Genomic DNA, 23,710 nt, shown 5'->3' on the forward strand with positions numbered 1-23,710 from the left:
TTGAGTTCCGAAGCGAACCCGAAGTCCACCACCTATGCCGCCGCCGGCGTCGACGTCGAGGCCGGAGACCGCGCCGTCGAACTGATGAAGGCAGCCGTCTCGGCCACCCACAACTCCTCGGTCGTCGGTGGGATGGGCGGATTCGCCGGACTCTTCGACGTCTCCGTGCTCAAGGACTTCGAGCGTCCGCTGCTCGCCTCGTCGACCGACGGAGTGGGCACGAAGGTCGCCATCGCTCAGGCCATGGATAAGCACGACACCATCGGCTACGACCTTGTGGGCATGGTCGTCGACGACATCATCGTCTGCGGTGCCCGACCCCTGTTCATGACCGACTACATCGCCTGCGGCAAGGTCGTGGCCGAACGCATCGCCGATATCGTGCGGGGAATCGCCGACGCCTGTGCCTCGGCCGGTGTCGCCCTGGTCGGCGGGGAGACCGCCGAACACCCGGGGCTGCTCGGAGTCGATGAGTACGATGTCGCCGGTGCCGCCACCGGTGTCGTCGAGGCCTCGAAGCTGCTTGGACCCGAGAAGGTCCGTGCCGGTGACGTGCTCATCGGTCTGCCGTCCTCGGGCATCCACTCCAACGGCTACTCCCTGGTCCGCCACGTCATCGCCGAGGCGGGATGGGGCCTTGATAAGCATGTCTCGGAGTTCGGGCGCACCCTCGGTGAGGAGCTGCTCGTTCCCACCCATGTCTACACCGGTGAGCTCGCCGCTCTCTTCGACGCGCTGCCCGAAGCCGTGCATTCGGTCTCGCATGTCACCGGCGGAGGACTCTCGGCCAATGTGGCCAGGGTGCTCCCGCAGGGGCTGGTGGCGAAGATGTCACGGGCTTCGTGGGAGATCCCGGCGGTGTTCAACGTACTCGGTGATCTCGGCGGAGTGCCGCAGGACGACCGGGAACGCACCTGGAACCTCGGCGTCGGCATGGTCCTCGTCGTCGACGCGGAATCGGTCGACGGTGTGCTCGCCGCCAGCCCCGGAGCCTGGGTGCTCGGCGACGTCGCCGCCGACGACGGAACCCTCGCCACCGACCCCGACTATGTGCAGGGCGCCAAGGGCGTCGACGGGGGCGCCGCGATCCTGCAGTAAGGCTCGTGCGGCTCTGCGTTTCGCTGCGGAGCATCCCTCACCCGTACTCTCACACCCTCGTGCTCCTGCACGGGGGTGTGGTGCTTCCGGTGGGTGATGGCCACGGGACGGGAGGAACTGCACGGAACGGTGGGGGATGCGTGTGAGGGCACAGCCGCCTCGGCGAGGGGATGTCCCGGCGTAGTGGACCATATGCGGGAACGACAGAGGGCGGGGACCGAAGTCCCCGCCCTCTGCGATGTCAGATCAGCCGACTGCGGCTGGCTCAGTTCTCGTGCTCGTCGTCATCGTCGACGTTGTACTTGTCGGCGTAAGCCGAGTAGTCAGGTTCATCGTCGTAAGGATCGGACGGACCAGACTTGTGCGCGTCGGCGCCCAGCTCCTGCTGGAGTCTATTAAGGTCGGTATCCGGGCTGTAGTACTTCAGCTTCCGAGCTACCTTGATCTGCTTTGCCTTTGCGCGGCCGCGACCCACTGGCGTGACCCCCTCCGTCGTCAATGGGGCGAATGGCCCCGGACTAGATCTCTGCTATGCGCTTAAATCCTACCTGTTCGTACTGGGAAGTTCCATTTTGCGAGCCGACCTTGGATAGGCTGAACCCATGGCCTACCGTCGCGATTATGTCGTCACCCTGCGGATCTTCGAACCTCTTGTGGTGCATTCCGAATTGCAAGACAGGCGGGTGGAGGACAACCGGTCACGCATCGAGGAGCAGATTTCCCACGACGCTGACAAGCGCTTGATCTCCCTGCCTCCGTCACCTGTGGCCGATTCTTTCCGGCGCACTCCGATCTTCCTTCCGGCGTCTCAGACCGCGGACGGAGTGGACCGTTTCTGCCCTGCTCAGGAGGACATCCGCGGATGGGAGGCGCTCGAATCGCTGACAGAGCACACCTCGAAGGCGACCTTGGACATCGTCGCTCCGAAGACCGCTCGACGGCGTGCCGCGAGCCGGCGTGCGGAATGGCTGCAGGACGCGAAGGACACACGGATCTTCACCCGGGTCTCGGCGTGGGACGTGCCGCCGTCGTGGTGGCTGTTCTTCTCCCTGACCGAGGACCAGATCATCACCGAGGAGACCGACGAGGGTCTGCGGGTGCTCATCCGCACGGACATCCTGGCCGCCTCGGCGCGCATGGAATGGGCTGCGGAGACGATCGCGGACACTTCGAAGGTCGTCGACATGGTCGAGCAGACCTCGGTCCTGGCCGAGTGGATCGATACCTTCGATATGAACTCGATCCTCGAGCTCGACCTCGGCGGGATGTCCGATGTGCTGTGGCCGAGCGAGGCCGCGGAGCTCGTCGACTCGTGGGTCACCGCGCTGAGCAACAGCGATTCCGAGTCCGCGGTCGCCGCCTTCCAGAAGTATGCGGCCGGGTGGGAGCAGCTCAACCTCTACGCCCGCAGCTCCTAACCCCAATTACTACCTGACGGCGGCGCAGCAACCTGGCGCCAGGTTGCTGCGCCGCCGTCAGGTAGTAATTGGGCGGATAGGATTGTCTGCGAACGAGCCGCACCCGAGAGGACGAGTCCCGTAAGCGTATGGAAGAGAAGAAGCGCCGTCTCCTGACGAGTCAGGACCCCGCCGCCGCAGGTGCCGGCTCCGCCTCCGACGACTCCAGCCGCCATGCTGCTTCCGGCACGTCCGCCGGCTCCCGCAGCACCCAGGCTACGGCCAGCGCGAAACCGCTGTCCAAGATCTCAATCGGCTGGCGCATCGTCATTCCCGCCATCGCCTTCGTCATCCTCACCTGCGGACAGATCCTCAACACCAACGACTTCTTCCCGCTCGGCTCGCTCACCCAGTACGCCACCGCCAAAGACCTCAACGGCACGGTGAACTCCACGTGCATCGAAGCCCAATTCCCCGGCGAGGACGAACCGCGCCGCCTCGGCTTCAACACCGCGACCGTCGGCATCGAACGCGGCGACGTCGAATCCCAACTCGACCGCGTCATCGCCCACCCCGAACTCCTGCAGTCGATGGCCGACTCGTACATCCGGCTGCACCCGGACGAACCGAAACCCGAGACGATGATCCTCTGCCGCACCACCACCCAACTGAAGAACGGTCTGGCCGTCGGCGAACCCGAGAAGACGACGCTGGCGGAATGGGAGGTCCGATTAGCAGCACCCCGCCCCTGACGAACACCCCCGCCGAGGCGGCCCCCACGAATCCGTTCCTCCGCTGGTTCATGCCCGAGGTCGCCTTGGCCCGGGTGGCCGTGTTCCGCGTGTTCATCTACGTCTTCATCATCATCGATGTGCTCACGATCTCCGGCGACGTCATCGCCCACGGATGGACACCCGAGTTCTACCAGCCGCTGTGGTTGGCGAGGCTCCTCCACATTCCTGCGGTCAGCGTCCTCGGCGCGCAGATCCTGCTTGCCCTCATCATCGTCTTCTCCCTGCTCGCCGCAGCAGGGATCCTTCAGCGCATCAGCGGTTGGGCCGTGGCGTTCAGCTTCGGTGCGTGGATGTTCTACACGCAGGGCTACGGCTACGTCGCGCACGATCATATGGCGCTCGTCATCGCCGCCTTCGTCCTGCCCACGATCGGAACGGCGCGCTTCCGGGACGTCGGCACCGCCTCGGCGAGGGCCGGGTGGGCACTGCGCATGGTGCAGATCGCGGTCGTGCTCACCTACTTCTACTCGGTGCTCATGAAGTGGATCGCCTCGGGCAATATCACGCATTGGGCCAACGGTGCGGTCATCATCTGGGCGCTGATGCGCCGCGGCGCCGAATGGTCGAAACCGTTCCTCGAGATGCCCGGCCTCCTCATCGCCGCGCAGTGGGCGACGCTCGTCTTCGAGTTCCTCTCACCCGTCGTCCTGTTCCTCAAGAAGAAGTGGCTCTACGGGGCCGTCGCCCTCTTCTTCCTCTTCCACCTCATGACCTATCTTGCGCTGGGCATCCACTTCCTGCCGACCGTCATCTGCTGGGCGGCGTTCCTGCCGTTGGAGAAGCTCGTGCCGAAGCGCTTCACCAGCACGGGCACCGCCTAATCCGCGGCGTCGTCGACGCGGCTGAGCGCGCTGATCACAGCACGTACCGCGACACGTTCGGCCGTGTCCGGACGCATCACCGCTACGATCCAGCGTGTCGTCGTCACCCCCGTCAGCGGCACCAGTGACAGTCCCGCATCGCGTGGCGTCGTGAACCGGGGAAGGAGCGCGACCTGGTCCGAGGAGGCGACGATCGCTTCGATGAGCCGGTTGTCCCGGATGCGTTGGACGACGTCGAGGTCGCGACCGGTGAGATGCTCGATCGAGGTGAGGATCGTGTCGAACGGGTATCCGCGGGGCACTCCCACCCAGCGACAATCGACGACATCGTTCGGGGACAGCTCGGCGCGTTCGGCAAGCCGATGGCCGATGGCGAGGGCCACGTCGATGGGTTCGCGGGCGAGCGGGATGACGGTGAGTCCGTCGGTGCCCAGGGGGCGTTCGGCGACGAGGCTGTGTGCGACGACGATATCGACATCTCGGGTCAGTCCCGCGAATTCGTGCTCGGCGAGGTCGACATCGTCCATGCGCAGATCGATGTGCGGGTGGTCCTCCCGCAGCCTGCCCAGCGCATCGGGGAGGAGGTGGGTGAGCGCGCTCGGCAGCCCGGCCAGCGTGATCTCTCCGACAGCTTCGCCGAGGTGGCCCTCCCATTGGGCCTGCACCCGGGCGAGCGTGCGGGCCACGTCCCGACCACCGTTGGCGAGCAGTCGTCCCGCGGCTGTGAGCGTGAGTCCGCGACCGGCGGGTTCGACCAGAGCTTGGCCGATCTCTCTCCCGGCCTGCCTCAGCTGCTGAGAGACGGCCGACGGGGAGCGATAGGTGATATCGGCGACGGCGGTGACGCTGCCGTATTCGTCGAACAGGCGCAGCAGCTCAAGATGCTTCGGATCGATGACCATGAAGCCATGCTACAGAGTTGATGAAGTACTCTGCGATTGTGCTTCATTGTTGACGAAGTTGAGAATGGGGCCATGTCATTCAAGCACTGTCTGCTCGCCGCCTCGGTGGCGGTGATGTGGGGACTGAATTTCCTCGCCATCGATCTCTCCCTGGCCCATTTCCCGCCCTTCTTCCTCGTCGCTCTGCGATTCGCCCTGCTTGCGGTTCCCGCGTTGCTCTTCGTGCCGAAGCCCGATGTCGGACTCCGGTGGATCATCGGCTACGGGCTCGGCTTCGGACTGCTGCAGTTCCTCTTCCTCTACTGGGCAATGGCCGCCGGCATGCCCGCGGGACTCGCGTCCCTCGTCCTCCAAGCCTCGGGCCCCTTCACGGTGCTGCTGGGCATGACATTCCTGCGCGAGAGGGTACGCGGCTCGCAGATGGCCTTCCTCCTCATCGCGATGGCAGGGCTCGCCGTCGTCGGCTGGCAGCGCTTCGACTCGAATGCGAGCTTCCTGCCCTTCCTCCTCACCCTCGCCGGCGCCTTCGGCTGGGCGATCGGCAATATCTGCAACCGGCAGGCTCACACCACTGAGCCGATCAAGCTGACGATGTGGATGTCGCTCGTCCCGCCCGTGCCGATGCTCGCCCTCTCCCTCCTCGTCGAAGGACCGGCGAGGGTCGGCGCATCGTTTTCGGGACTGACCACACCGACAGGGCTGCTCGCGATCGCGGGACTGCTCTACACCGTGGTCATCGCGACGATCCTCGGTTCGGGCGTGTGGTCGTGGCTGATTTCGCGCAACCCCGCCGGAGTCGTCGCCCCCTTCTCGATGCTCGTGCCCGTCGTCGGAATGAGCGCGTCGTTCGTCTTCCTCGGCGAGCGGGTCACCGTCGGCGAGCTGTGCGGGGCCGTCCTTGTCATCATCGGGGTCCTCGGCGCGGGTTTGAAGGCCGCGAAAGGGGCGCGGATTCTCGCCGCCGCTGAGGCGGTCGTGCCGGTGAGCGCGCCAACGGAGGATTCGACGCGGGCGATTCCATCAGGGCCAGTTGACAGGTGTTCGCGTAGCCTGAGGTCATGACCGCCGATGATGCGCCTCCGACCCTTCATGACGACCGCCTGTCCGCCGAGGATCTGCTCGCGTCCCCGCGGGGACGCTCGCTCGTGTTCGGGCTGGCCCTCGAGCAGGTCGAGAGTTTTCCGTGGACTGGCGATGAAGAAGCCCCAGGCGCGGAGGCGGTGGTGCGCAATCTGAGGTGCCTGTGCCCGATTGCGCCGACTTGGAGTGCAGTTAAGGAAGCCATGTCCGACGTAGTCGACGCTGCAGTGTATTGGCAGCCTCCTGATGATGACGATTGGGGGACCGCGGAAATCGGCGAGGTGCGCGAGGCTCTGCGTCCTTTCGCCGAGATGCTCGTTTCCACGGGCTTGCTAGATGCCTGGTCGAAGCCACTCGATCCCGATGATCAGTGGGCGCTGGGCTGGGACGACAAAGAACTCAATGAAGTCAATGGACGCCACACAGGACTGCCCGCGGTCTTCGACCTCGAGACAGGCCCGACGGATGAGCGCATAGAAATCACTCTGACCGATCTATACCCGCCTCTTGACGAAGACGGAACGAGGCTCCCCTGGGGATTCGACGAGTGGCTCGCCTCTGTCCTCACCACGGAAACCCGTTACCGTCACAACTTCGCCAAGGACCCCTACGACGAGCTCACCGGCGAATGGTGGTCGACCCCACCCCATGGCCTCTGGTCGTCGACGGGAACGTGGCCGGATGGAACCCCGATCGGCCTCGAACTCGTTGAGGATGACCTCGGTCTCGAACGCGCCCAAACCTGCCGTCTGCGCCTGCGCCCGGACGCCCGCATCGCCGAGATCCGCCGTCCGGAGGACTGGGCGGATCTGTGCCGCCGCTACCCACTCGACGTCACCGCCCAGCGCCGTCAGGTGTGGTTCGAGACCACCGGTCGCAGGGGACGCTGGGTCATCCCCGACTGGACACGCGTGGCCGAGGAATACGACGGTGTCCACGTCGGTCTCGCCGGCTATCTGCGGGCGGCAGGTGCGGTCATCGATGTGGCGGAGGGCCACCTCGGTGAGGATCCGGATCCGGACACAGTCCCCACCGCGGGGAACACGGACGATCGGACCGCGAGCCTCATGGCGGGCTGGCACCCGGATACGACGTTCTGGCTGAACGACGTCATCGAAGCAGTCACCGAGGTGGCCGAATGGCACTATGACAGCGACGCTGATCGGTGGGTGCAGGACTGAGTGAGCTGAATGAAAGTCAGTCGCCCGGGGCCAGGCTCGGAGCTTCCGTGATCCCGAACCGGGACTTCAGGGCGCGACGGGCGGCGAACCATCCGTTCATCCCGTGCACGCCCGGTGCCGGCGGGGTCGCCGCCGAGCACAGGTAGGCGCCGGGGACGCCGAGGCTGTAGTTGTCCCAGCTGGTGCGCGGGCGGGCCATCATCCGGTAGAAGGAGACGATGCCGGTGGCGATGTCCCCGCCGATGTAGTTCTGGTTGTGCCCGGCCATCTCGGAGGCGGGGATCGCGTTGTGCGCGACGATGCGGTCGCGGAAGCCCGGGGCGAAGCGTTCGAGCTGGCGGGTGATGTACTCGGTCGGGTCGAGCGGGCAGTCGAAGGGCACGTGCGCATACGTCCACAGCGGTCGCAGGCCGTTCACCTCGCGGGATGGGTCGAAGACGGTCGGATCCGAGACGAGGCACACGGGATCGGCGGGCATGCGACCGGACATCACCTGTGCCTCGGCGGCGGCCATCTGCGCCCGTGAGCCGCCGATGTGGATAGTGCCGGCACGGCCGACGTCGGGGTCGGACCAGGGGACCGGCCCATTGAGGACGAAATCGACCTTGGCCGCGGCGTTGCCGTGTTTGAAGCTGCGCAGGGCTTTGTCGACGTGGCTCGGGATGAGGCCGGAGAAGATCTGCGCGGCGTTCAGCGCCGAGGTGTCGAGCAGGTAGGCGCGGGCAGCGGGCATGTCCGATACGTGGTCGATGCGCGCATCCGTGTGCACGGTTCCGCCGTGGGCTTCGAGGTCGGCGACGAGGTAGTCGATGATCGACTGCGATCCGCCGATGGGGGAGGGCCAGCCGCCCGCGTGGGCGACGGTAGAGAGCATCGTGGCCGTGGCCGCGGTGCCCATCGCCGGCAGCCCACCGATTGCGTGCGCGGCGACACCGGTGAACAGGGCCTGGGAGGATTCATGGGAGAGCGGAATGTTCCACGCCGGACTGGCCTGGGACAGGAGCCGCAGGCCGAACTTCACGACGTTCGCGATGCCGGGAAGATCGCGCAGGGTCTCCGGCACAGAACGTTTGTCACCGAGGGAGAGCCAGATCGCGTCATCGACCCGGTCGAGCAGCGGAGCGAAGAAACGCCGCCATTCCGGTCCTGCCGCGCCGAGGTGGTCGACCGTCTTTTCGAGATCGTGGAAGGCCAGCGCGGCGGGTTTGCCGTCGAGGGGCTGGGCGTAGGAGATCTCGGGGGTGGTGAACTCGAGGCCGCGGGCACGCAGGTCGAAGTCGACGAAGAAGGGGCTGGCGATGGCCAGTGGGTGGACGGCCGAGCAGATGTCATGAGTGACGCCGGGGGCCAGACCGAGGTCGAGGGTGCGTGCACCGCCGCCGATCGTCGGCTGAGCCTCGTAAACTTCGACGCTCAGCCCGGCGCGGGCCAGGGTGACGGCGGCGGCCATGCCGTTGGGACCACTTCCGACGACGACTGCATCTACACCTGTGCTCATGGGGCCAGTCTAGGTCAGTGAGATGGACGGCTGCGGCGTGCGTTCCCTGGCGGCTCAGTTGTCGTACACGTTGTCGAAGAAAGCGCATTCGAGGTCGACGGCGTGCCGCCACACGCGGGTCAGGGACTCGGCGGCTTCGGCGTCGCCGGAGGGGAAGACGCGTTCGAGTTCGTCGACGAGGAACTGCACCCACCCGTGAAAGGCCTCGCCTCGGTGGAGATCGATCCAGCCTCGGTGAATATGTCGCGGCGGCATGTCCATCCGGGACTCGGCCCAGTCGAGATAGAGCCATTCGGCGACAACGAGGACGACGAGCAGCTGCGGATACGACGCCGAAGCGACTGACGAGTCCATGAGATCGCGGAACCCAACCGTCGGGGCGGTCAGTTCCGGGTGGAGATAATCGGCTGTATCGACTCCCAACTCGGCGAAGGAGTCGACGAAATAGGTGTCCTCATCGGCGACGAGCATTCCCAGCTGTCGGGCGAACCGCAGCTTCGCCTCGAGTTCATCGGCGTGGGCCACGCACGCGCCGAGCATCGACAGAAACGACTCGAAGAACTGATAGTCCTGCACCAGATAGTCGCGCATCACGGCGTCGTCGATGCTGCCGGCGAAGAGATCCTGGACGAATCTGTGTTCGACGGCTCCCGCCCACTGCCAGCTGGTCGAACTCACCAGTGCTGATACCGCTCCGTCGGCGTCCACGGTGATCGATGTGTCGAAATCTGTGGTGGTCATTGCTTGTCCACTCCCTCCGCCGGTGCTCACCGGATCAGGTTCAAAGGGTCTGCATGCGCACTCTCAGCGCCGGTCCTTTCGGCGCTCCCCTGTAGCACTTCGACACTATCATCGGGATAAGGTGTGCTGTCAGAGCGAACGGGCCAGGGCTGGCAGATCAGGGCCGGTCGGGCCCGGACCGGCGGATCAGGGTCGGCCGGGCCCGGACCGGCGGATCAGGGTCGGCCGTTCCAGATCGCGATTGTCGAGCACCCATGTGGCGTTTTCCCACGGAGCAGCCTCGGCGAAGTAGAGTCGCTGACCACCGACGTAGCGGCGATTCGACTCATCCTCTGGATCGGCATCGAAGGCTCCGGCAAATCGCTCGTTTCCTCGTGGGACCGAGACTTCAAACGGAACATCGACCCAGATGCTCGCATCCCAGAGATCCACAAGCTCGGGACGATGGAGGAAGATTCCCTCGACCAGGAGGACGCAGTCGTTCGGCAGGCTCCGAGGTTCGGGCGCTATCGGCCGATCCTTGTCGACGTCCCACACGGCTGGAACGACCGAGTCGCCTCGTCGAAATGGTTCGACGACGGATTCGACGAAAGCTCCGTAATCATAGGAACGGCGATAGAAAGTGTCTGGCCCCTTGCCTTGGGCGTACCGGATCGCCCGAGGGTGGTGGAACGCGTCGATGCTGATGGCGGTGACCCGGCGGTCGGAATCTTGTCCAGGAACGTCCGCAGCGGTCTCGGCCAAATTCACGAGCTCGTGAGCGAGCATCGTCTTCCCCGCACCGTCGACCCCATCGAGGGCCACGAGAGCGCGTTGCCTAGGCCGGACTGCGCGGAGATCGGCGAGCAGGTGACGTAGGACCGTGTCCCGGGACCTCACCTGGATGCGGACCCGGCGAGCGGCACGGACGGTGGGGCCGCCTTGGCGAGGGCATCGGCGATGAAATCGGCGATACGGTCCGCGGCAGGCTGACGGCCTGCCGACTGTTCGGCGGACTCGACGGACGGGTTGTAGTTCGTGTTCGTGTTGATGTCGTAGACGACCTGACGGCCGTCGGCGGTCTCGATGAACTCGACGCCGGCGATCTCGATGCCGAGGTCGGCCAACAACGTCTCGAGCCGAGCGATGAGCGGTGTTCCGGCCGTGATCTCCTCACGGCGGGCGAACTGGGGGACCGCCTCGACGTCGGGATCGGCCCCGGCACCCGGAATCGTGCAGGCATCGGCCGGGCACAGCTCGAATGACCCAGCTGAGACGTCGACGCGCACCGCATAGTGGAAGCGTCCGCCGATGACTTCGGCACGGGTGATGAACGGCTGGGCAGGCTGCACATATTCCTGGATGAGGGTGATGCCGTCGATCGGCGCATTCGCTCCACCGGGCGCGAACTCATCGGCGACCGCCTCGAGCTCGGCGTGGGAGTCGAAGCGACGCACACCGAGGCCCTTGCCGCCCTGATTGTGCTTCGTGATGAATGGGGGAGTGAAGCCGGCCGCGGCGTCGACGAGCGCCCGCGGTCCGAACGCGGCGGCGGTGCGCGGAACATCGAAGCCCCGGCCGGCCAGCTCGCGATGCTGACGGACCTTGCTCACCTCGAGCTCGTAGACATCGCGTCCGTTGATGACTCGGCGGCCGGCGGCGGCGAGCCAGTCGAGGACCGCACGCCCGTACTCCTTCACATGCGGATCGGTCCGGGTGTGCGCCGACGCCGACAGCCGCGACCAGAACACCCCCTGTGGGGGCTCGGCGTCGAGATCGATCGTGGTCTCGGGCAGCAGCCATTCGACGTGTGCGACGCCGAGGCGGTCGAGCGCATCCGTGAATGGTGCGATCCATTCCGGATTGTCGTGGATGATGTGCACCGTCGGAGTGCCGCCGACGGGCAGGGCATGAGAACTCATCGCGAACCTTCATCGTGGAGCCGGTGCGGCCGAGAGTACGCGGAAACATCGGCGGATCTGCTCAACAATCCTACGCCCTGGTGTCCAGCCCTTCGCTGTGTCAGTGCGGCGGCGTAGACTCGGGGCATGGCTATCGCAAAGCAGCCCGTTGTCGTGCTCGACGCCCCTGACGCCGGTGAACTCGCAGAGTTCTACGGCAAACTCCTGGACTGGTCGGTCACCGTCGAAGAAGACGGCACCTGGGCAGAAGTCGTCTCCAATTCGTGGCCGCCGATCTGCATCCAGCAGGTCGAGGACTACCACGCACCCAGCTGGCCCGGGCAGGCCCACCCGCAGCAGATGCACCTCGACGTCATGGTCGATGACCTCGACGTCGCCGAGGAAGCCGTGCTCGAGATCGGCGCAGGCAAGGCCCCAGAGCAGCCGGGAGAGACGTTCCGAGTGTTCCTCGACCCGGCCGGCCACCCGTTCTGCCTGTGCAAGGGATGACCGGCCCCGCCCAGAGCTGATCCGGAGAGACCGACGGCGCTGATACGCGCCGGCTCAGACCAGGTCGGCCTCCTCGTTGAGCTCCTGGGCGAGGTCCTTCGCCTCTTCCTTCGACGCCGCCGACGGAGTCGAACCCCACAGCGGACGACGATTGCTCTCAGGCACGAAGTGGATCGTGACGAGCCCGATGACTCCAGCGGCCATGAGGTAGATCGCCGGCCACATGAGGAATCCGGTGGCGTTGATGAGCGAGGTCATGACGAACGACGTCGTGCCGCCGAACAGCGAGATCGAGACGTTGAACGCGATCGCCAGTGCACCGGCGCGGACCATCGTCGGGAACAGCGACGGCAGAGTCGAGGGCATCGTAGCGCTGAAGCAGATGAGGCTGAGCCCCATGATGAGCAGCCCGAGGAAGACCACGAAGTCGTTGTGCCCGCGGATGAGCCACAGTGACGGGAACGAGAGCACGATGAGCGAGAGCGCTCCCGCGCGCACAACGGCCTTGCGGCCCAGCCTGTCCGAGAGCTTGCCGATGACCGGGATGAGCGCCAGACAGCAGGCCATGACGATGATCTGCAGGACCTGCGAGGTCAGTTCTGAGACTCCGCCGCTGCCCTGGAGGTCCTCGACCATCGGGAAGTACACGGGAATGAAGGAGGTGAGCATGTAGTTCGTCACGTTCCACGCCAGCACCAGACCACAGCAGGCCAGCAGGTTCGGCCACAGCTTGAAGATCTTCTTGAACTCGCCCTTGGCGTGGTTCTTCTGCTCCTCCTGTTCGGAGAGCTTCTCCATCTCCTTGTAGGCAGGAGTGTCCGCGAGCTTCGTGCGCAGGTAGACGCCGATGAAGCCGAGAGGCAGAGCGACGAAGAACGGGATCCTCCAGCCCCACGACTCGAGGAACTCGGGAGTCGAAACAGCCTGCATGATCGTGGCGACGAGTGCACCGAGGACGTAGCCGGTGAACGTTCCGACCTCGAGCAGGCTGCCGAGGAAGCCGCGGCGCCGGTCGGGTGCGTATTCGGCGATGAAGGTCATCGCATTCGAGTACTCGCCGCCGGTGGAGAACCCCTGGAGCAGACGGCAGGCCAGCAACAGGAACGGTGCCCACAGGCCGACGGTCGCATAGTCGGGGATGACACCGATGAGGAAGGTGCCGGCAGCCATCATGATCATCGTCATCGCCAGCACCTTGTTGCGCCCGACCTTGTCGGCCAAAGGGCCGAACACCAGACCGCCGAGCGGACGGACAAGGAAGGCGACGGCGAAGAGTCCGGCGACGATGACGGTCCCGATCGGTCCTGAGTCCTCCGGCAGAAAGATTCCCTCAATCACGACGGCGAGGTAGCCGTAGACACCGAAGTCGTACCACTCGGTGATGTTGCCGATGGCCGCGGCGCCGATGGCCCGCTTCGTCACATCGGGCTTGGTCACTGTGATCTCTTCCGGCCGCCACCGCCGGCGGACATTATCCGGTCCGAACATGTCCCTCCCTCCGATTGCCGGTGAGAGGCTTGCGGGAACGCGACCCGGGCGCGAATCCACAGAGTCTGAGAATCACGCGCAGTCGTCTCCGCGAGCCCCTCATCGTTCTGGTTGATGTCGTTGCTCTCAGCCAGGTCGCCCCGACGAAAAACACCACTCAAGGCTAGTCCTCTCAGCTCTCATGGCAACCCCGATTGCGCGGGAACCCCCGATCTCAAGGTTGTGAACAGCCCGTCGCAGGTCCGTCTAAAGTGGTTCCATGCGCGTTCTCACCAGCTTTGATGATCGTGATCCCGTTCCCTGGGCCAACGGTGCCGGGGAGACGACCGAGCTCGTCTCCCTCGCCGACTCCGAGAACCTGACCCCGCTTGCGCGGCCGTGGCGACTGAGCATCGCACGGCTCGATCGCACCGCCGAGTTCTCCGCCCTGCCAGGGATGGCGCGCACCTTCCTGCCCACCGCCGAGGTGGTGCTGTCCGTCGACGGTCGAACACACCGCATTCCCCGGCTGACTCCGCTGCGCTTCCGCGGGGACCGAGCCGTCGTGCTCACTGAACTGGATGAGCCGTGCTTCGCAGTCAATCTCATGGTCGCTCAGGCGGATTCGGTCGACCCGCCTCGGCGAGGGCTGGTGATGATCGGCCCCGACGAGGAACACGCAGTGAGAGCGGACGACGGCGCCGCCTTCCTCCTCACCCTCGCGTCGAGCCCGGACCGCCCGCGTTTCCAGCTGTTCGAACTCACCGGTTCCGACGGTCCGGCGGACCGCCTCGGCGGAGTCCTCCTGCACTGAGGGAAGACGGGGTCCACACGGCTGGGGAAATGGTGTGAAGCGCGTGTCTGCCGCATCACACCGGTCGTCGTTCTCGCAGGTCACCACGCCTACCCGCGGTCGGCTGGGTCAGCGATCTCCCAGACTGCGAGGGGGTGGGTCAGGATGCCCGCACACTCGAGTCCGATACTGGTGAGAAGTACGTGTTTATGGAGGACCATTGGCATCGAATCACGGCGAAACCGACCAGACGGACAAGCAGCGGACGACTCCCGGCAGTGAGGCTCCGCCGAGCGCGCCGCGGCACTCTCAGACTCTGCCGCTCATCACCGAGGAGATCGCGGAGAGGCCTCGGACCGAGACGGCGCCGACCGAGCATGTCACTACTCCGGTGATGCCGCCCAATCCGATCCGCCGTGACGATCGGACCGGAGCAAGTCCGGCGAAGAGCGTGTCGACGGAGACCGTGGGCACCGAGGGCGGGCAGCGGACCGCCTCGGTGCCGTCGAGGGACGGAAGCCAGGCGGAAGAAGCGGCTGGCGGTGCCGACGAGAAGAAGTCCGAAGGGCGAATTTCAGCCACCCAGCTGATCGCGGGTGCCGGTGCCGCGGCGACCTCCTCGGTCATCGGCGGTCAGCTCGGCGTCGCCGGCACCGTCGTCGGCGCGGGCATCGCGAGCATCGTCACCGGTCTCGCCGTCACCCTCTACGGCCGCAGCCTCGACAAAGGCAAGGAGAAGATCCAAGAGGTCGGCTCCAAGCTGGCCCCGGCCGTCAAGGCGAAGATCGCAAAGAACCCCACCGCGAAGACCGCAGCTGTCGATCAGACACTTGCCGAGGATTCGGCCTTCGCCCCGCCGGAGCCCACCAGTGGCCATGCGACTGCGTCAGCCGCCTCGGTGCCGCACGACAGAACAGCCGAAGACGGCGACAGCAGTGAAACCGAGAGCGAGCCCCGCTCCTGGTGGCAGAAGCTGCGACGCAAACGAGTCCTCTACCCGTTGACGATCGGCGTCGCCGCCTTCGGAATCGGACTCGGCGCGGTCGTCGTGGCCGAGAACTTCACCGAAGCCGATATCTCACCGGGCACCTCGCAGATCTCACGATCAGTGACCGGACAGTCGACGAACGACGAATCCGTCACCGACGACGGAACCTCGAACTCCGGGAGCGCAGGAGACGAATCGTCGAGCGGATCCGGGTCGAGCGCCGACGGCGGTCAGAGCTCATCGAACAGCGGCTCGAACACGCAGAACGGTCAGTCCACCTCGGCGGGGGAGACCGGCACCGAAGGTGCGGCCGAGGGCCAGGACTCTCAGGGTACGGACACGACGACGGGCACGAGCGATTCCACCGGCGGTTCGACGAGCACCGACGGCACCGAAACGAGCAGCGGTTCCACCTCGACCGATGGCACCGGCAGCACCGGGGACACCAGCGGCGGCACAAACAGCAGCACAGGCTCCGGATCCGGCTCGGACGGTTCGGACAGCGGTTCCGGCAGCGGCTCGTCGGGTTCGGGCGGATCCGGAACCGGCGGCTCGACCGGCGGTTCCGGTGGTGGGTCGGCCGCCTCGGCGGAGGGGTGAGCCGGACAACGTCGAGGACGGGAATTTAGACAGCCCACCCTTGGTTGTATGAAGTAGAGAACATCGCTAGGTTGAAACCAACTCCGACAGTGTTCTGCCGAAGTCGGGATAACGAGACTGGGCGAACGGCGCTCAGCCGATCGATCAGCTGCACCGGCGGGAACCGCATCTCACCGGTGGCCGTGATCGCGGGCTGGGCGACGACGCCTGAAATCAAACGGTTGAAGGAGATGTGATGACGCAACATACAGATCATGAATACGCCGGACACGACAATAAGAAGGCCTCGACGACCGAATCCGGTGCGCCGAGGGAATCGGACGCTCACTCGCTGAGCGTCGGAGCGAACGGACCGCTGCTGCTCCACGACGTTGCGCTGGTCGAGAAGCTTGCTCGCTTCGACCGTGAGCGTGTGCCCGAGCGCAGCCCCCACGCCAAGGGATCCGGCGCGTTCGGTGAGTTCGAAGTCACCGCGGACGTCTCCAAGTACACGAAGGCCGACTTCCTGCAGCCGGGCAAGAAGACCCCGATGCTCGCTCGCTTCTCCACCGTCGCCGGTGAGCTCGGCTCGCCCGACTCCTGGCGTGACGTGCGCGGATTCGCGCTGAAGTTCTACACCGAAGAGGGCAACTTCGACATGGTGGGCAACAACACCCCCGTGTTCTTCGTCCGTGATCCCATGAAGTTCCCCGACTTCATCCACTCGCAGAAGCGCACCCCTGATTCGGGTCTGCGCAGCAACAACATGCAGTGGGACTTCTGGTCGCTCTCGCCCGAGTCGGCTCACCAGGTCTCCTACCTCATGGGACCCCGTGGTCTGCCCAAGAGCTGGCGCCACATGAACGGCTACTCCTCGCACACCTACATGTGGGTCAACGCCGAGGGTGAGAAGTTCTGGGTCCAGTACCACTTCCACACCGACCAGGGCGTGGAGAACATGAGCAACGAGGAAGCCTCGAAGCTCGCCGGTGAAGATGGCGACGTCCACCGTCGCGATCTGTTCGACGCCATCGAGCGCGGAGACTACCCGTCCTGGACCTTCAGCGTGCAGATCATGCCGTACGAAGAGGCCAAGGACTACCGCTTCAACCCCTTCGATCTGACCAAGACCTGGTCGAAGAAGGACTACCCGCTCATCGAGGTCGGCAAGTTCACCCTCAACGAGAACCCCTCGAACCACTTCGCGCAGATCGAGCAGGCTGCCTTCAGCCCCTCGAACACCGTGCCGGGAACCGGGCTCTCGCCGGACAAGATGCTGCTGGGCCGTGTGTTCTCCTACCCGGATGCACAGCGCAACCGCATCGGCACGAACTTCAACCAGCTGCCGGTCAATGCTCCTGTCACGAAGACGAACTCGTACGACAAGGAAGGCCAGATGCAGTACCACCACTCGGGTAATGCACCGGTCTACGCTCCGAACTCGTACGGTCGCTCCTACCAGGACGAGCAGGGCCCGGTCGACAACGGCTGGGAGTCCGACGGCGAGCTGGTGCGCAGCGCCTACAGCCTGCACTCCGAGGATGATGACTTCGGCCAGGCACACACCCTGGTCCGTGAGGTCTACACCGAGGAAGAGCGCCAGGGTCTCATCGAGACCGTCGTCGGCGGACTCTCCGACGGAGTCGAGGAGCCGGTGCTGTCGAACGCGATCCAGTACTGGAAGAACATCGACGCCGAGGTCGGCGCAGCCATCGAGGCCAAAGTCAAGGGCTGACAAGCTCTGAGACTGTGAGCGTCTGACCGCTCGGAATTCGGCACGAGACGGCGGCCCGGAACCTCCCCACCGCGGGAGTGTCCGGGCCGCCTTCTCTTTTTCTCTTTTCCAATTACTACCTGACGGCGGCCCAGCAACCTCGCGCCAGGTTGCTGGGCCGCCGTCAGGTAGTTCGTGGAGTCAACTGAGGTGGGCGGCGCGTTGGGCGATGCGACCGCCGGCGAGGACCATCTCGACCTGACGCGGCGACAGGCCATGGCGGAATTCGAACTTTCGGCCGGCCGCCTCGGCGGTGATCGTCGTCCCTTCGCCGAGCTCATCGCGCAGACCACGGAACTCAAGCACATCACCCTGGGACAGGGATTCGTAGTCGGCCTCGTTCGTGAACTCGAGAGCGAGGACGCCGAAGTTCGCGAGGTTCTGCCAATGGATCCGCGCCAACGATTTCGCCACCACGACCCGCAGTCCGAGATAGCGCGGAGCGATGACCGCATGCTCGCGTGAGGACCCCTGACCGTAGTTGTCCCCACCGACGATCGCGTGCCCTCCGTCGTGGTCGGCGGCGCGGGTGGCATAGGTGTCATCGATCTGGATATAGACGAACTCGGAGATCTTCGGGATGTTCGACCGATACGGCAGAACGCGGGATCCGGCGGGCATGATCTCGTCGGTGGAGACGTTGTCGCCGACCTTGAGCAGGATCTCCAGATCGATGTCATCGGGCAGCGGTTCGAAGTCCGGCAGGGTCGAGATGTTCGTTCCCTTCACGAGCTCGACCGACCGGGCTTCCTCCGGTCCCAGCGGTGGGACGAGCATCTTGCGGTTCGCGGAGTACTTCTCGGGTAGCCGCACCTCGGGATAGTCCATGTCGAGATCGCGAGGATCGGTGATCTTCCCGGTCAGCGCGGCAGCGGCTGCGGTCTCCGGCGAGCACAGCCACACGGCGTCCTCGTCGGTGCCGGACCGGCCGGGGAAGTTCCTCGGCATGGTGCGCAGACTGTTGCGCCCGACCGCCGGAGCCTGGCCCATGCCGATGCAGCCCATGCAGCCGGACTGGTGGATCCTGGCCCCGGATCCCACCAGAGAGGTCAGCCATCCGCCGGCGATGAGGTCGGCAAGGACCTCTCGTGAGGTGGGGTTGATGTCAAGTGAGATCTGCTGGTGGATCTGGCGGTCGGCAAGTGTTTCGGCGACGACGGCGAAATCCCTCAGACCCGGGTTCGCCGAGGAGCCGACGACGACCTGGAAGACGTCTTCGCCGGCGACCTCGCGCACCGGAGTGACATTGCCCGGCGACGAAGGTGCGGCGATGAGCGGCTCGAGCTGGGAGAGGTCGATGGCGTCGGTGAGGTCGTATTCGGCGCCCTCATCGGCCTCGATGCGCGTGAAATCCTCACCGCGGTCGACGGCTTCAAGGTAGTCGCGGACGGCATCGTCGGCGGGGAAGACCGTGGCGGTGGCGCCGAGCTCGGCACCCATATTCGCAATCACGTGACGGTCCATGGCCGTGAGGCTCTTCAGTCCGTCCCCGTGATATTCGATGATCTTTCCGACTCCGCCTTTGACGCCGTGGCGACGCAGCATCTCGAGGATGACGTCCTTGGCCGAGACCCAGTCGGGCAAAGTGCCCGTGAGTTCGACGCCCATGATCTGCGGCGCGCTGATGAAGAGGGGTTCACCGGCCATGGCCATGGCGATCTCGAGCCCGCCGACGCCGATCGCGAGCATTCCCAGGGCGCCGGCAGCGCAGGTGTGTGAGTCGGAACCGATGAGAGTGGCTCCGGGCTTTCCGAATCGCGACTGGTGAACGGGGTGGGAGACGCCGTTGCCGGCAGGGGAGAACCACAGACCGAACCGTGCCGCGGCAGAGCGGAGGAACTCGTGGTCCTCCGGGTTCTTCTCATCGGTCTGCAGCAGGTTGTGATCGACGTACTGCACGGACAGTTCCGTGCGGATGCGGTCGAGGCCGAGCGCCTCGAGCTCGAGCATGACCAGGGTGCCCGTCGCATCCTGGGTGAGAGTCTGGTCGATCCGGATCCCGAGTTCGTTTCCGGGAGCGAGCTCCCCGGACTCCAGATGTGACCGGATGAGCTTCTGAGCAACGTTCTCAGCCATTGTCCGCCTCCTTCGGCAGTCAGCGATCCACCGAAGCCACTCGGTTTGCGGTGGTCAATCCACGCTAGTCCTCGACCGACGGGTTCTCAAGGTCGGTCACCTCCTGCGACCGGGTTTGCGCGTCTCAGAACTACCCGACGGCGGCTCAGCAACCTCGCGCGAGGTTGCTGAGCCGCCGTCAGGTAGCAATTGGGGGTGTTGGGATTGGGAGGTGAGGAGGATACTGGGACTATGCCGGAGCTGCCCGAGGTCGACGCGCTGGTCGACTTCCTGCGTCCTCGGCTGGTCGGGGACTTCGTCACCCGCGCGGACATCGCCGAGCTCAGCCTGCTCAAGACCGTCGACCCGAGCATCGATGCGCTCGCCGGACTTGAAATCACCGAGGTGGCCCGCCGTGGGCGAGCCCTCATCATCGGCTTCGACGGACTTAACCTGGTCTGCCGGTTCGCCCGAATGGGCTGGCTGAACTGGCACGACACCGCACCGAGTGGTCCGATCCGGATGGGCAAAGGGCCGTTGGGAATGCGCGTAGCCCTGGCCTCGGGGGCCGCCTTCGACCTCATCGAACCCGGATCGAAGAAGAACGCCGCCGTCTCCCTCGTCCGCGACCTCTCCGAGGTGCCCGCCCTCGCATCGCTCGGCCCCGACGCCCTGAGTCTCACCGTCGACGAACTCGCCGCGGCACTGTCCGAGTCGACCTCCCGGATCAAAACGGTCCTCGAAGATCAGAGAATCATCTCGGGCCTCGGCAATGCCTATACCGATGAGATCCTCCACGCTGCGAAGCTCTCCCCGTTCGCAACCGCGAAGACCGTCGACCCGCAGACGCTGCACACCGCCATCCATGAGGTGCTCGATGCCGCCCGCACAGCCCTCGTCGGCCTGCCGCCGGGCAAGATCAAAACCGCGAAGAAACGCGGATTCTCCGTTCACGGCCGCACAGGTGAGACCTGTCATGTCTGCGGGGAGACCATCGCCGAGGTGTCCTTTGCCGACAAATCCCTCCAGTACTGCCCCGGCTGTCAGACCGGCGGAAGGAAGCTCTCCGACCGTCGAATGGACCGCCTCCTCAAGTGATGCGCCTCCTCAAGTGAGGTCCGACCACCGGCATGGACGGCACCATCGACAGGATCTGTACCGCGCTCACCGCACTCTCACGCTGGGCGGAGGCGAAAATGGCGGTCGGCGATGCCATGGGCACGCAGGGCCACCTCGGTGATGTCGGTGAGGAACTCATCCCGGGATGATCGCTCATCGGCGGGAGTGTGGATGCGCTGCACGAGCGTCTCGGTGATTCCGCCGACGAGGACGATGCTTGTGAGGTCATTCGACGCCGCCGGCGCGGTCAGGCCGTAGGCGTGATCGAGTTCGTCGAAGGCTCCCTGCACCGAGGCGGCCAGCAGTCGCATCGTCTGATGACGCCGTTCCTCGAGTGAGTCGCAGATGCCGACGGCTTCTACCTCGAGGACGCGAGCCTTGCGCTCGTCATCGAGCATCGGCGACAGGGCCGCGCCGACGATCAGCCTGGCAGCTTCGGCCAAAGTGGCGTCAGAGGGGATCTGCGCCTCGTCGAGGACCGTGGTGATCTCCTCGTTGAGTTCGATGTAGAGGTCTTCGAGGAGACTCTCCTGAGTCGGGAAGAGCTCGTAGAAGGACCGGCTGGAGACCCCCGACTCCTGGCACAGGGCTTGCACCGAGGTCTTGCGGAACCCGATCGTTCCGTAGAGCTCGAGCGCCGCGTCGAGCAGGCGCGTACGACGCGCCGAATCCCGTTCCGACCGCAGGGTGCCGTGCCAGCGACGTGGGGACGAAGGCTGGGCCGGAGAAGAATCCATCCTCCCATAATAGTGAAAATTCATATTTTCACTGGCATACTCTGTGACATGGCTTACATGATTCGACAAGGTCGTCGCGCACCGGCCCCCACCGCCCCGATCGCCCCGGACCCCTCACTGCCGAAGGTCTGCATCATCGGAGCGGGATCCTCCGGCATCGCCGCCGCGAAGACGCTCTACACCTCAGCCATCCCCTTCGACTGCTTCGAAAAGGGCAGCGAAATCGGCGGCACATGGCTCTTCGATAACCCCAATGGTCAGAGCGCCTGCTACGAGACCCTGCAGATCAACACCTCGTGCCCGCGCATGGCCTTCTCCGACTTCCCGATGCCCGAGCACTACCCGCACTACGCCAGCCACGATCAGGTCTTCGACTATTTCCGTGACTACGTCGACCACTTCGGATTCGGTCACACGATCACCTTCAACACCGAAGTCACCGATGTTCGCCGAGGCGGCCGTGGCGGTTGGGATGTCGACATCAGATCCGGAATAGGTCAAGATGCCGTGTCGGAGACCCGGCACTACGATGCCGTGATGGTCGCCAACGGCCACCACTGGGATGCCCGCTGGCCCGACCCTGCCTACCCGGGGGACTTCGCCGGCGAACAGATCCACGCCCACGACTACCGCAGCGGTGACCAGCTCGAGGGACGTGATGTGGTCGTCGTCGGTGCCGGCAACTCGGCCATGGACATCGCCGTCGAAGGCTCGCGCCGGGCGAACAACGTCACCCTCTCGATCAGACGCGGCCAATGGGTGATGAAGAAGACGATCATGGGCATGGCGGCCGACCAGATCGTCCTGCCCGGGTGGGCCCCGTGGTGGATGACCTCGGCCCGGCTGCGCCTCGGCGCGATCCTCTCCGGCGGGTTGAAGAAATACGGACTGCCGGTGCCCGGCCACACGCCGGGCCAGTCCCACCCCGTGCAGTCGGATGCCATCCGGGATCGCCTCAAGGCCGGTACCGTGACGGTGCGTCCCGGGATCGAACGCCTCGAGCGCGACCGCGTCGTCTTCACCGACGGAACCTCGGCCCCGGCCGACCTCATCGTCTGGGCCACCGGGTACCGAGTGTCGTTTCCGTTCTTGTCCTCCGACGTCGTCGATGTCGCGAACAACGACCTGCCGCTGTGGAAGCGGATGGTCCACCCCGACCTGCCGGGGCTGTTCTTCATCGGCCTGCTCCAGCCGGTGGGTGCGGTCATGCCGCTGTCCGAAGCCCAGTCGAAGCTGGTGGCGAAGATCCTCACGGGATCCTGCGAACTGCCGAGCAGCCGGGACATGGTCAGACAGATGGCTCGCGATGACCGCCGGAACAAGAAGCAGTTCTACGATTCGCCCCGGCACACGATGGAGGTCGACTTCGACCACTATCTGTGGGAGATCGACCGGGAGATGAAGAAGGGAGCTATCGCCGCATGAAACGCTCCGGCACGACCCGCGGGAAGATCGTCGCCGTCACCGGAGGGGCACGCGGAATCGGCAAGGCGATCGCCGCACAGTTCACCGCGGCCGGCGCTCGAGTCGCCATCGGCGACCGCGACCTCGAAGCGGCCGAGGACACCGCCGCGGAACTGGGAGTGCGCGCCTTCGGCCTCGACGTCACCGACCCGGAATCCTTCGCCGATTTCCTCGAATTCGTCCGCCGCGATCTCGGCCCCGTCGATGTGCTCGTCAACAATGCCGGCATCATGTGGGTCGGTTCCTTCGACGAGGAACCGAACGGAGCGGCTCGCGCTCAGCTCGAGGTCAACCTCCTCGGCGTCATCAACGGAATCAAGACCGCAGCACCTGCCATGCGCGAGGCCGGGCACGGTCACCTCATCACGGTCGCCTCGGCGGCATCGATCCTGCCCACCCCGGGCGAGGCGACATACGCGGCGACCAAACACGGAGTGCTTGGCTACCTCAAGGCTGTGCGCACGGAGATGCGCGGTACCGGGGTGCACTTCACCGCCGTCATGCCCGCCGTCGTCGACACCGTCCTGGCCGCGGGGACCGGCACCGGTGCGGGTCCGCTGCTGCGTCCCGACCATGTCGCGGCCGCCGTCGTCCGTGCGGTCGCCCGGCCCCGTTTCGAGATCACCGTACCCGGCTTCATCGGTCCCGTGACCCGCCTGGCCGATCTCCTGCCGCAGCCGGTCAGGGACCGTATCTTCGGGGCCATGGTGCCCGACCAGGTCGCGCAGGTGAGGGCCGACGCCCGCGCCGGTTACGAGGTCGCGGCGTTCACGACCTCCCGCGCGGGGCGCGGTCAGGGGTGGGCCGCCTCGGCGGAATAGTCCTCCAGATC

Annotated in this window: 22 protein-coding genes and 1 riboswitch; of the genes, 13 read left to right on the forward strand and 9 right to left on the reverse strand. The window is 65.4% G+C overall.

Annotation, left to right across the window (positions count from 1 at the left end; all coding sequences use genetic code 11):
* A complete protein-coding gene (purM, locus tag ACVZTU_RS03650; protein ID WP_062245363.1) occupies positions 1–1,098 on the forward strand; it encodes a phosphoribosylformylglycinamidine cyclo-ligase in 1,098 nt (365 codons plus the stop codon).
* A gap of 265 nt (positions 1,099–1,363) precedes the next feature.
* On the opposite strand, the gene ACVZTU_RS03655 is transcribed toward purM, so the two are convergent.
* A complete protein-coding gene (locus tag ACVZTU_RS03655) occupies positions 1,364–1,573 on the reverse strand; it encodes a DUF3073 domain-containing protein (RefSeq protein WP_482401436.1) in 210 nt (69 codons plus the stop codon).
* Between the two features lie 127 nt (positions 1,574–1,700).
* Between ACVZTU_RS03655 and ACVZTU_RS03660 the strand changes: the two genes are divergently transcribed.
* The 3 genes from ACVZTU_RS03660 to ACVZTU_RS03670 all read left to right on the forward strand — a co-directional run bounded on the left by ACVZTU_RS03660 (position 1,701) and on the right by ACVZTU_RS03670 (position 4,110).
* Positions 1,701–2,516 carry a DUF8083 family protein gene (locus ACVZTU_RS03660; protein ID WP_482401437.1) on the forward strand — a complete coding sequence of 272 codons (816 nt, stop codon included), beginning with the start codon at positions 1,701–1,703 and terminating at the stop codon, positions 2,514–2,516.
* A 128-nt stretch (positions 2,517–2,644) separates the two neighbouring features.
* Complete coding sequence (locus tag ACVZTU_RS03665) at positions 2,645–3,247, forward strand: hypothetical protein (RefSeq protein ID WP_482401438.1); 603 nt, start codon at positions 2,645–2,647, stop codon at positions 3,245–3,247.
* Positions 3,214–4,110: a hypothetical protein gene (locus ACVZTU_RS03670; RefSeq protein ID WP_482401439.1), complete on the forward strand. Its 897-nt coding sequence runs from the start codon at positions 3,214–3,216 to the stop codon at positions 4,108–4,110. The genes ACVZTU_RS03665 and ACVZTU_RS03670 overlap by 34 nt, the downstream gene beginning before the upstream one ends.
* On the opposite strand, the gene ACVZTU_RS03675 is transcribed toward ACVZTU_RS03670, so the two are convergent.
* Positions 4,107–5,012, reverse strand: coding sequence for a LysR family transcriptional regulator (locus ACVZTU_RS03675; protein ID WP_482401440.1), 906 nt, complete (start codon positions 5,010–5,012; stop codon positions 4,107–4,109). The two genes, ACVZTU_RS03670 and ACVZTU_RS03675, sit on opposite strands and share 4 nt — an antisense overlap.
* Positions 5,013–5,084: 72 nt before the next feature.
* Between ACVZTU_RS03675 and ACVZTU_RS03680 the strand changes: the two genes are divergently transcribed.
* Both ACVZTU_RS03680 and ACVZTU_RS03685 read left to right on the forward strand, forming a co-directional pair.
* Positions 5,085–6,074, forward strand: coding sequence for an EamA family transporter (locus ACVZTU_RS03680; protein ID WP_482401441.1), 990 nt, complete (start codon positions 5,085–5,087; stop codon positions 6,072–6,074).
* The gene (locus ACVZTU_RS03685) at positions 6,071–7,273 is read left to right on the forward strand and encodes a hypothetical protein (protein WP_482401442.1); all 1,203 of its coding nucleotides are present in this window, start codon (positions 6,071–6,073) and stop codon (positions 7,271–7,273) included. Before ACVZTU_RS03680 ends, ACVZTU_RS03685 begins: the two co-directional genes overlap by 4 nt.
* A 16-nt stretch (positions 7,274–7,289) precedes the next feature.
* On the opposite strand, the gene ACVZTU_RS03690 is transcribed toward ACVZTU_RS03685, so the two are convergent.
* The 4 genes from ACVZTU_RS03690 to ACVZTU_RS03705 form a co-directional block, all read right to left on the reverse strand.
* On the reverse strand, positions 7,290–8,771 hold the full coding sequence (locus ACVZTU_RS03690) for a phytoene desaturase family protein (protein WP_139469145.1): 1,482 nt from the start codon (positions 8,769–8,771) through the stop codon (positions 7,290–7,292).
* Between the two features lie 54 nt (positions 8,772–8,825).
* Complete coding sequence (locus tag ACVZTU_RS03695) at positions 8,826–9,512, reverse strand: TenA family protein (protein WP_139469146.1); 687 nt, start codon at positions 9,510–9,512, stop codon at positions 8,826–8,828.
* Positions 9,507–9,613: riboswitch (TPP riboswitch) on the reverse strand. It overlaps the preceding gene by 6 nt.
* Before the next feature lie 85 nt (positions 9,614–9,698).
* Positions 9,699–10,316 carry a nucleoside/nucleotide kinase family protein gene (locus ACVZTU_RS03700; protein ID WP_482401443.1) on the reverse strand — a complete coding sequence of 206 codons (618 nt, stop codon included), beginning with the start codon at positions 10,314–10,316 and terminating at the stop codon, positions 9,699–9,701.
* Between the two features lie 71 nt (positions 10,317–10,387).
* Positions 10,388–11,413 (reverse strand): ATP-grasp domain-containing protein, encoded by a 1,026-nt coding sequence (locus tag ACVZTU_RS03705; protein ID WP_482401444.1) that lies wholly within the window; start codon positions 11,411–11,413, stop codon positions 10,388–10,390.
* A gap of 126 nt (positions 11,414–11,539) precedes the next feature.
* On the opposite strand from ACVZTU_RS03705, the gene ACVZTU_RS03710 reads away from it, so the two are divergent.
* Positions 11,540–11,902, forward strand: a complete 363-nt coding sequence (locus ACVZTU_RS03710) for a VOC family protein (protein ID WP_139469148.1) — start codon at positions 11,540–11,542, stop codon at positions 11,900–11,902.
* 54 nt (positions 11,903–11,956) lie between these two features.
* On the opposite strand, the gene ACVZTU_RS03715 is transcribed toward ACVZTU_RS03710, so the two are convergent.
* The gene (locus tag ACVZTU_RS03715; protein ID WP_482401445.1) at positions 11,957–13,339 is read right to left on the reverse strand and encodes an MFS transporter; all 1,383 of its coding nucleotides are present in this window, start codon (positions 13,337–13,339) and stop codon (positions 11,957–11,959) included.
* 310 nt (positions 13,340–13,649) lie between these two features.
* Between ACVZTU_RS03715 and ACVZTU_RS03720 the strand changes: the two genes are divergently transcribed.
* The 3 genes from ACVZTU_RS03720 (at position 13,650) to ACVZTU_RS03730 (ending at position 17,464) form a co-directional block, all read left to right on the forward strand.
* On the forward strand, positions 13,650–14,183 hold the full coding sequence (locus ACVZTU_RS03720; protein ID WP_139469150.1) for a HutD family protein: 534 nt from the start codon (positions 13,650–13,652) through the stop codon (positions 14,181–14,183).
* 199 nt (positions 14,184–14,382) lie between these two features.
* Positions 14,383–15,750 (forward strand): hypothetical protein, encoded by a 1,368-nt coding sequence (locus tag ACVZTU_RS03725; RefSeq protein WP_482401446.1) that lies wholly within the window; start codon positions 14,383–14,385, stop codon positions 15,748–15,750.
* 235 nt (positions 15,751–15,985) lie between these two features.
* Entirely contained in the window at positions 15,986–17,464 is a 1,479-nt protein-coding gene (locus ACVZTU_RS03730) for a catalase (protein WP_482401447.1), read from the forward strand.
* 180 nt (positions 17,465–17,644) lie between these two features.
* On the opposite strand, the gene ACVZTU_RS03735 is transcribed toward ACVZTU_RS03730, so the two are convergent.
* A complete protein-coding gene (locus ACVZTU_RS03735; RefSeq protein ID WP_482401448.1) occupies positions 17,645–19,579 on the reverse strand; it encodes an aconitate hydratase in 1,935 nt (644 codons plus the stop codon).
* Positions 19,580–19,810: 231 nt separating this feature from the next.
* Between ACVZTU_RS03735 and ACVZTU_RS03740 the strand changes: the two genes are divergently transcribed.
* Positions 19,811–20,656 (forward strand): DNA-formamidopyrimidine glycosylase family protein, encoded by an 846-nt coding sequence (locus tag ACVZTU_RS03740; protein ID WP_482401449.1) that lies wholly within the window; start codon positions 19,811–19,813, stop codon positions 20,654–20,656.
* Positions 20,657–20,733: 77 nt separating this feature from the next.
* Here the strand turns inward: ACVZTU_RS03740 and ACVZTU_RS03745 are convergent, their stop codons facing one another.
* The gene (locus ACVZTU_RS03745; RefSeq protein WP_180345638.1) at positions 20,734–21,414 is read right to left on the reverse strand and encodes a TetR/AcrR family transcriptional regulator; all 681 of its coding nucleotides are present in this window, start codon (positions 21,412–21,414) and stop codon (positions 20,734–20,736) included.
* A gap of 48 nt (positions 21,415–21,462) precedes the next feature.
* Here ACVZTU_RS03745 and ACVZTU_RS03750 point away from each other — a divergent pair, with 48 nt between their 5' ends.
* Positions 21,463–22,839, forward strand: a complete 1,377-nt coding sequence (locus tag ACVZTU_RS03750; RefSeq protein ID WP_181272260.1) for a flavin-containing monooxygenase — start codon at positions 21,463–21,465, stop codon at positions 22,837–22,839.
* Complete coding sequence (locus ACVZTU_RS03755) at positions 22,836–23,699, forward strand: SDR family oxidoreductase (RefSeq protein WP_482401450.1); 864 nt, start codon at positions 22,836–22,838, stop codon at positions 23,697–23,699. The genes ACVZTU_RS03750 and ACVZTU_RS03755 overlap by 4 nt, the downstream gene beginning before the upstream one ends.
* Positions 23,700–23,710 lie beyond the last annotated feature (11 nt).

It is taken from the genome of Brevibacterium sp. OS20, assembly GCF_056837565.1.

What these genes read in the sequence shown, in the direction of transcription:
- ACVZTU_RS03670 (WP_482401439.1), top strand. Translation starts at nt 3,214, where the DNA reads ATGGGAGGTCCGATTAGCAGCACCCCGCCCCTGACGAACACCCCCGCC.
- ACVZTU_RS03735 (WP_482401448.1), bottom strand. Translation starts at nt 19,579, where the DNA reads ATGGCTGAGAACGTTGCTCAGAAGCTCATCCGGTCACATCTGGAGTCC.
- ACVZTU_RS03680 (WP_482401441.1), top strand. Translation starts at nt 5,085, where the DNA reads ATGTCATTCAAGCACTGTCTGCTCGCCGCCTCGGTGGCGGTGATGTGG.
- ACVZTU_RS03740 (WP_482401449.1), top strand. Translation starts at nt 19,811, where the DNA reads ATGCCGGAGCTGCCCGAGGTCGACGCGCTGGTCGACTTCCTGCGTCCT.
- ACVZTU_RS03720 (WP_139469150.1), top strand. Translation starts at nt 13,650, where the DNA reads ATGCGCGTTCTCACCAGCTTTGATGATCGTGATCCCGTTCCCTGGGCC.
- ACVZTU_RS03685 (WP_482401442.1), top strand. Translation starts at nt 6,071, where the DNA reads ATGACCGCCGATGATGCGCCTCCGACCCTTCATGACGACCGCCTGTCC.
- ACVZTU_RS03745 (WP_180345638.1), bottom strand. Translation starts at nt 21,414, where the DNA reads ATGGATTCTTCTCCGGCCCAGCCTTCGTCCCCACGTCGCTGGCACGGC.
- ACVZTU_RS03660 (WP_482401437.1), top strand. Translation starts at nt 1,701, where the DNA reads ATGGCCTACCGTCGCGATTATGTCGTCACCCTGCGGATCTTCGAACCT.
- ACVZTU_RS03665 (WP_482401438.1), top strand. Translation starts at nt 2,645, where the DNA reads ATGGAAGAGAAGAAGCGCCGTCTCCTGACGAGTCAGGACCCCGCCGCC.
- ACVZTU_RS03710 (WP_139469148.1), top strand. Translation starts at nt 11,540, where the DNA reads ATGGCTATCGCAAAGCAGCCCGTTGTCGTGCTCGACGCCCCTGACGCC.
- ACVZTU_RS03705 (WP_482401444.1), bottom strand. Translation starts at nt 11,413, where the DNA reads ATGAGTTCTCATGCCCTGCCCGTCGGCGGCACTCCGACGGTGCACATC.
- ACVZTU_RS03730 (WP_482401447.1), top strand. Translation starts at nt 15,986, where the DNA reads ATGACGCAACATACAGATCATGAATACGCCGGACACGACAATAAGAAG.
- ACVZTU_RS03695 (WP_139469146.1), bottom strand. Translation starts at nt 9,512, where the DNA reads ATGACCACCACAGATTTCGACACATCGATCACCGTGGACGCCGACGGA.
- ACVZTU_RS03675 (WP_482401440.1), bottom strand. Translation starts at nt 5,012, where the DNA reads ATGGTCATCGATCCGAAGCATCTTGAGCTGCTGCGCCTGTTCGACGAA.
- ACVZTU_RS03690 (WP_139469145.1), bottom strand. Translation starts at nt 8,771, where the DNA reads ATGAGCACAGGTGTAGATGCAGTCGTCGTCGGAAGTGGTCCCAACGGC.
- ACVZTU_RS03750 (WP_181272260.1), top strand. Translation starts at nt 21,463, where the DNA reads ATGGCTTACATGATTCGACAAGGTCGTCGCGCACCGGCCCCCACCGCC.
- ACVZTU_RS03755 (WP_482401450.1), top strand. Translation starts at nt 22,836, where the DNA reads ATGAAACGCTCCGGCACGACCCGCGGGAAGATCGTCGCCGTCACCGGA.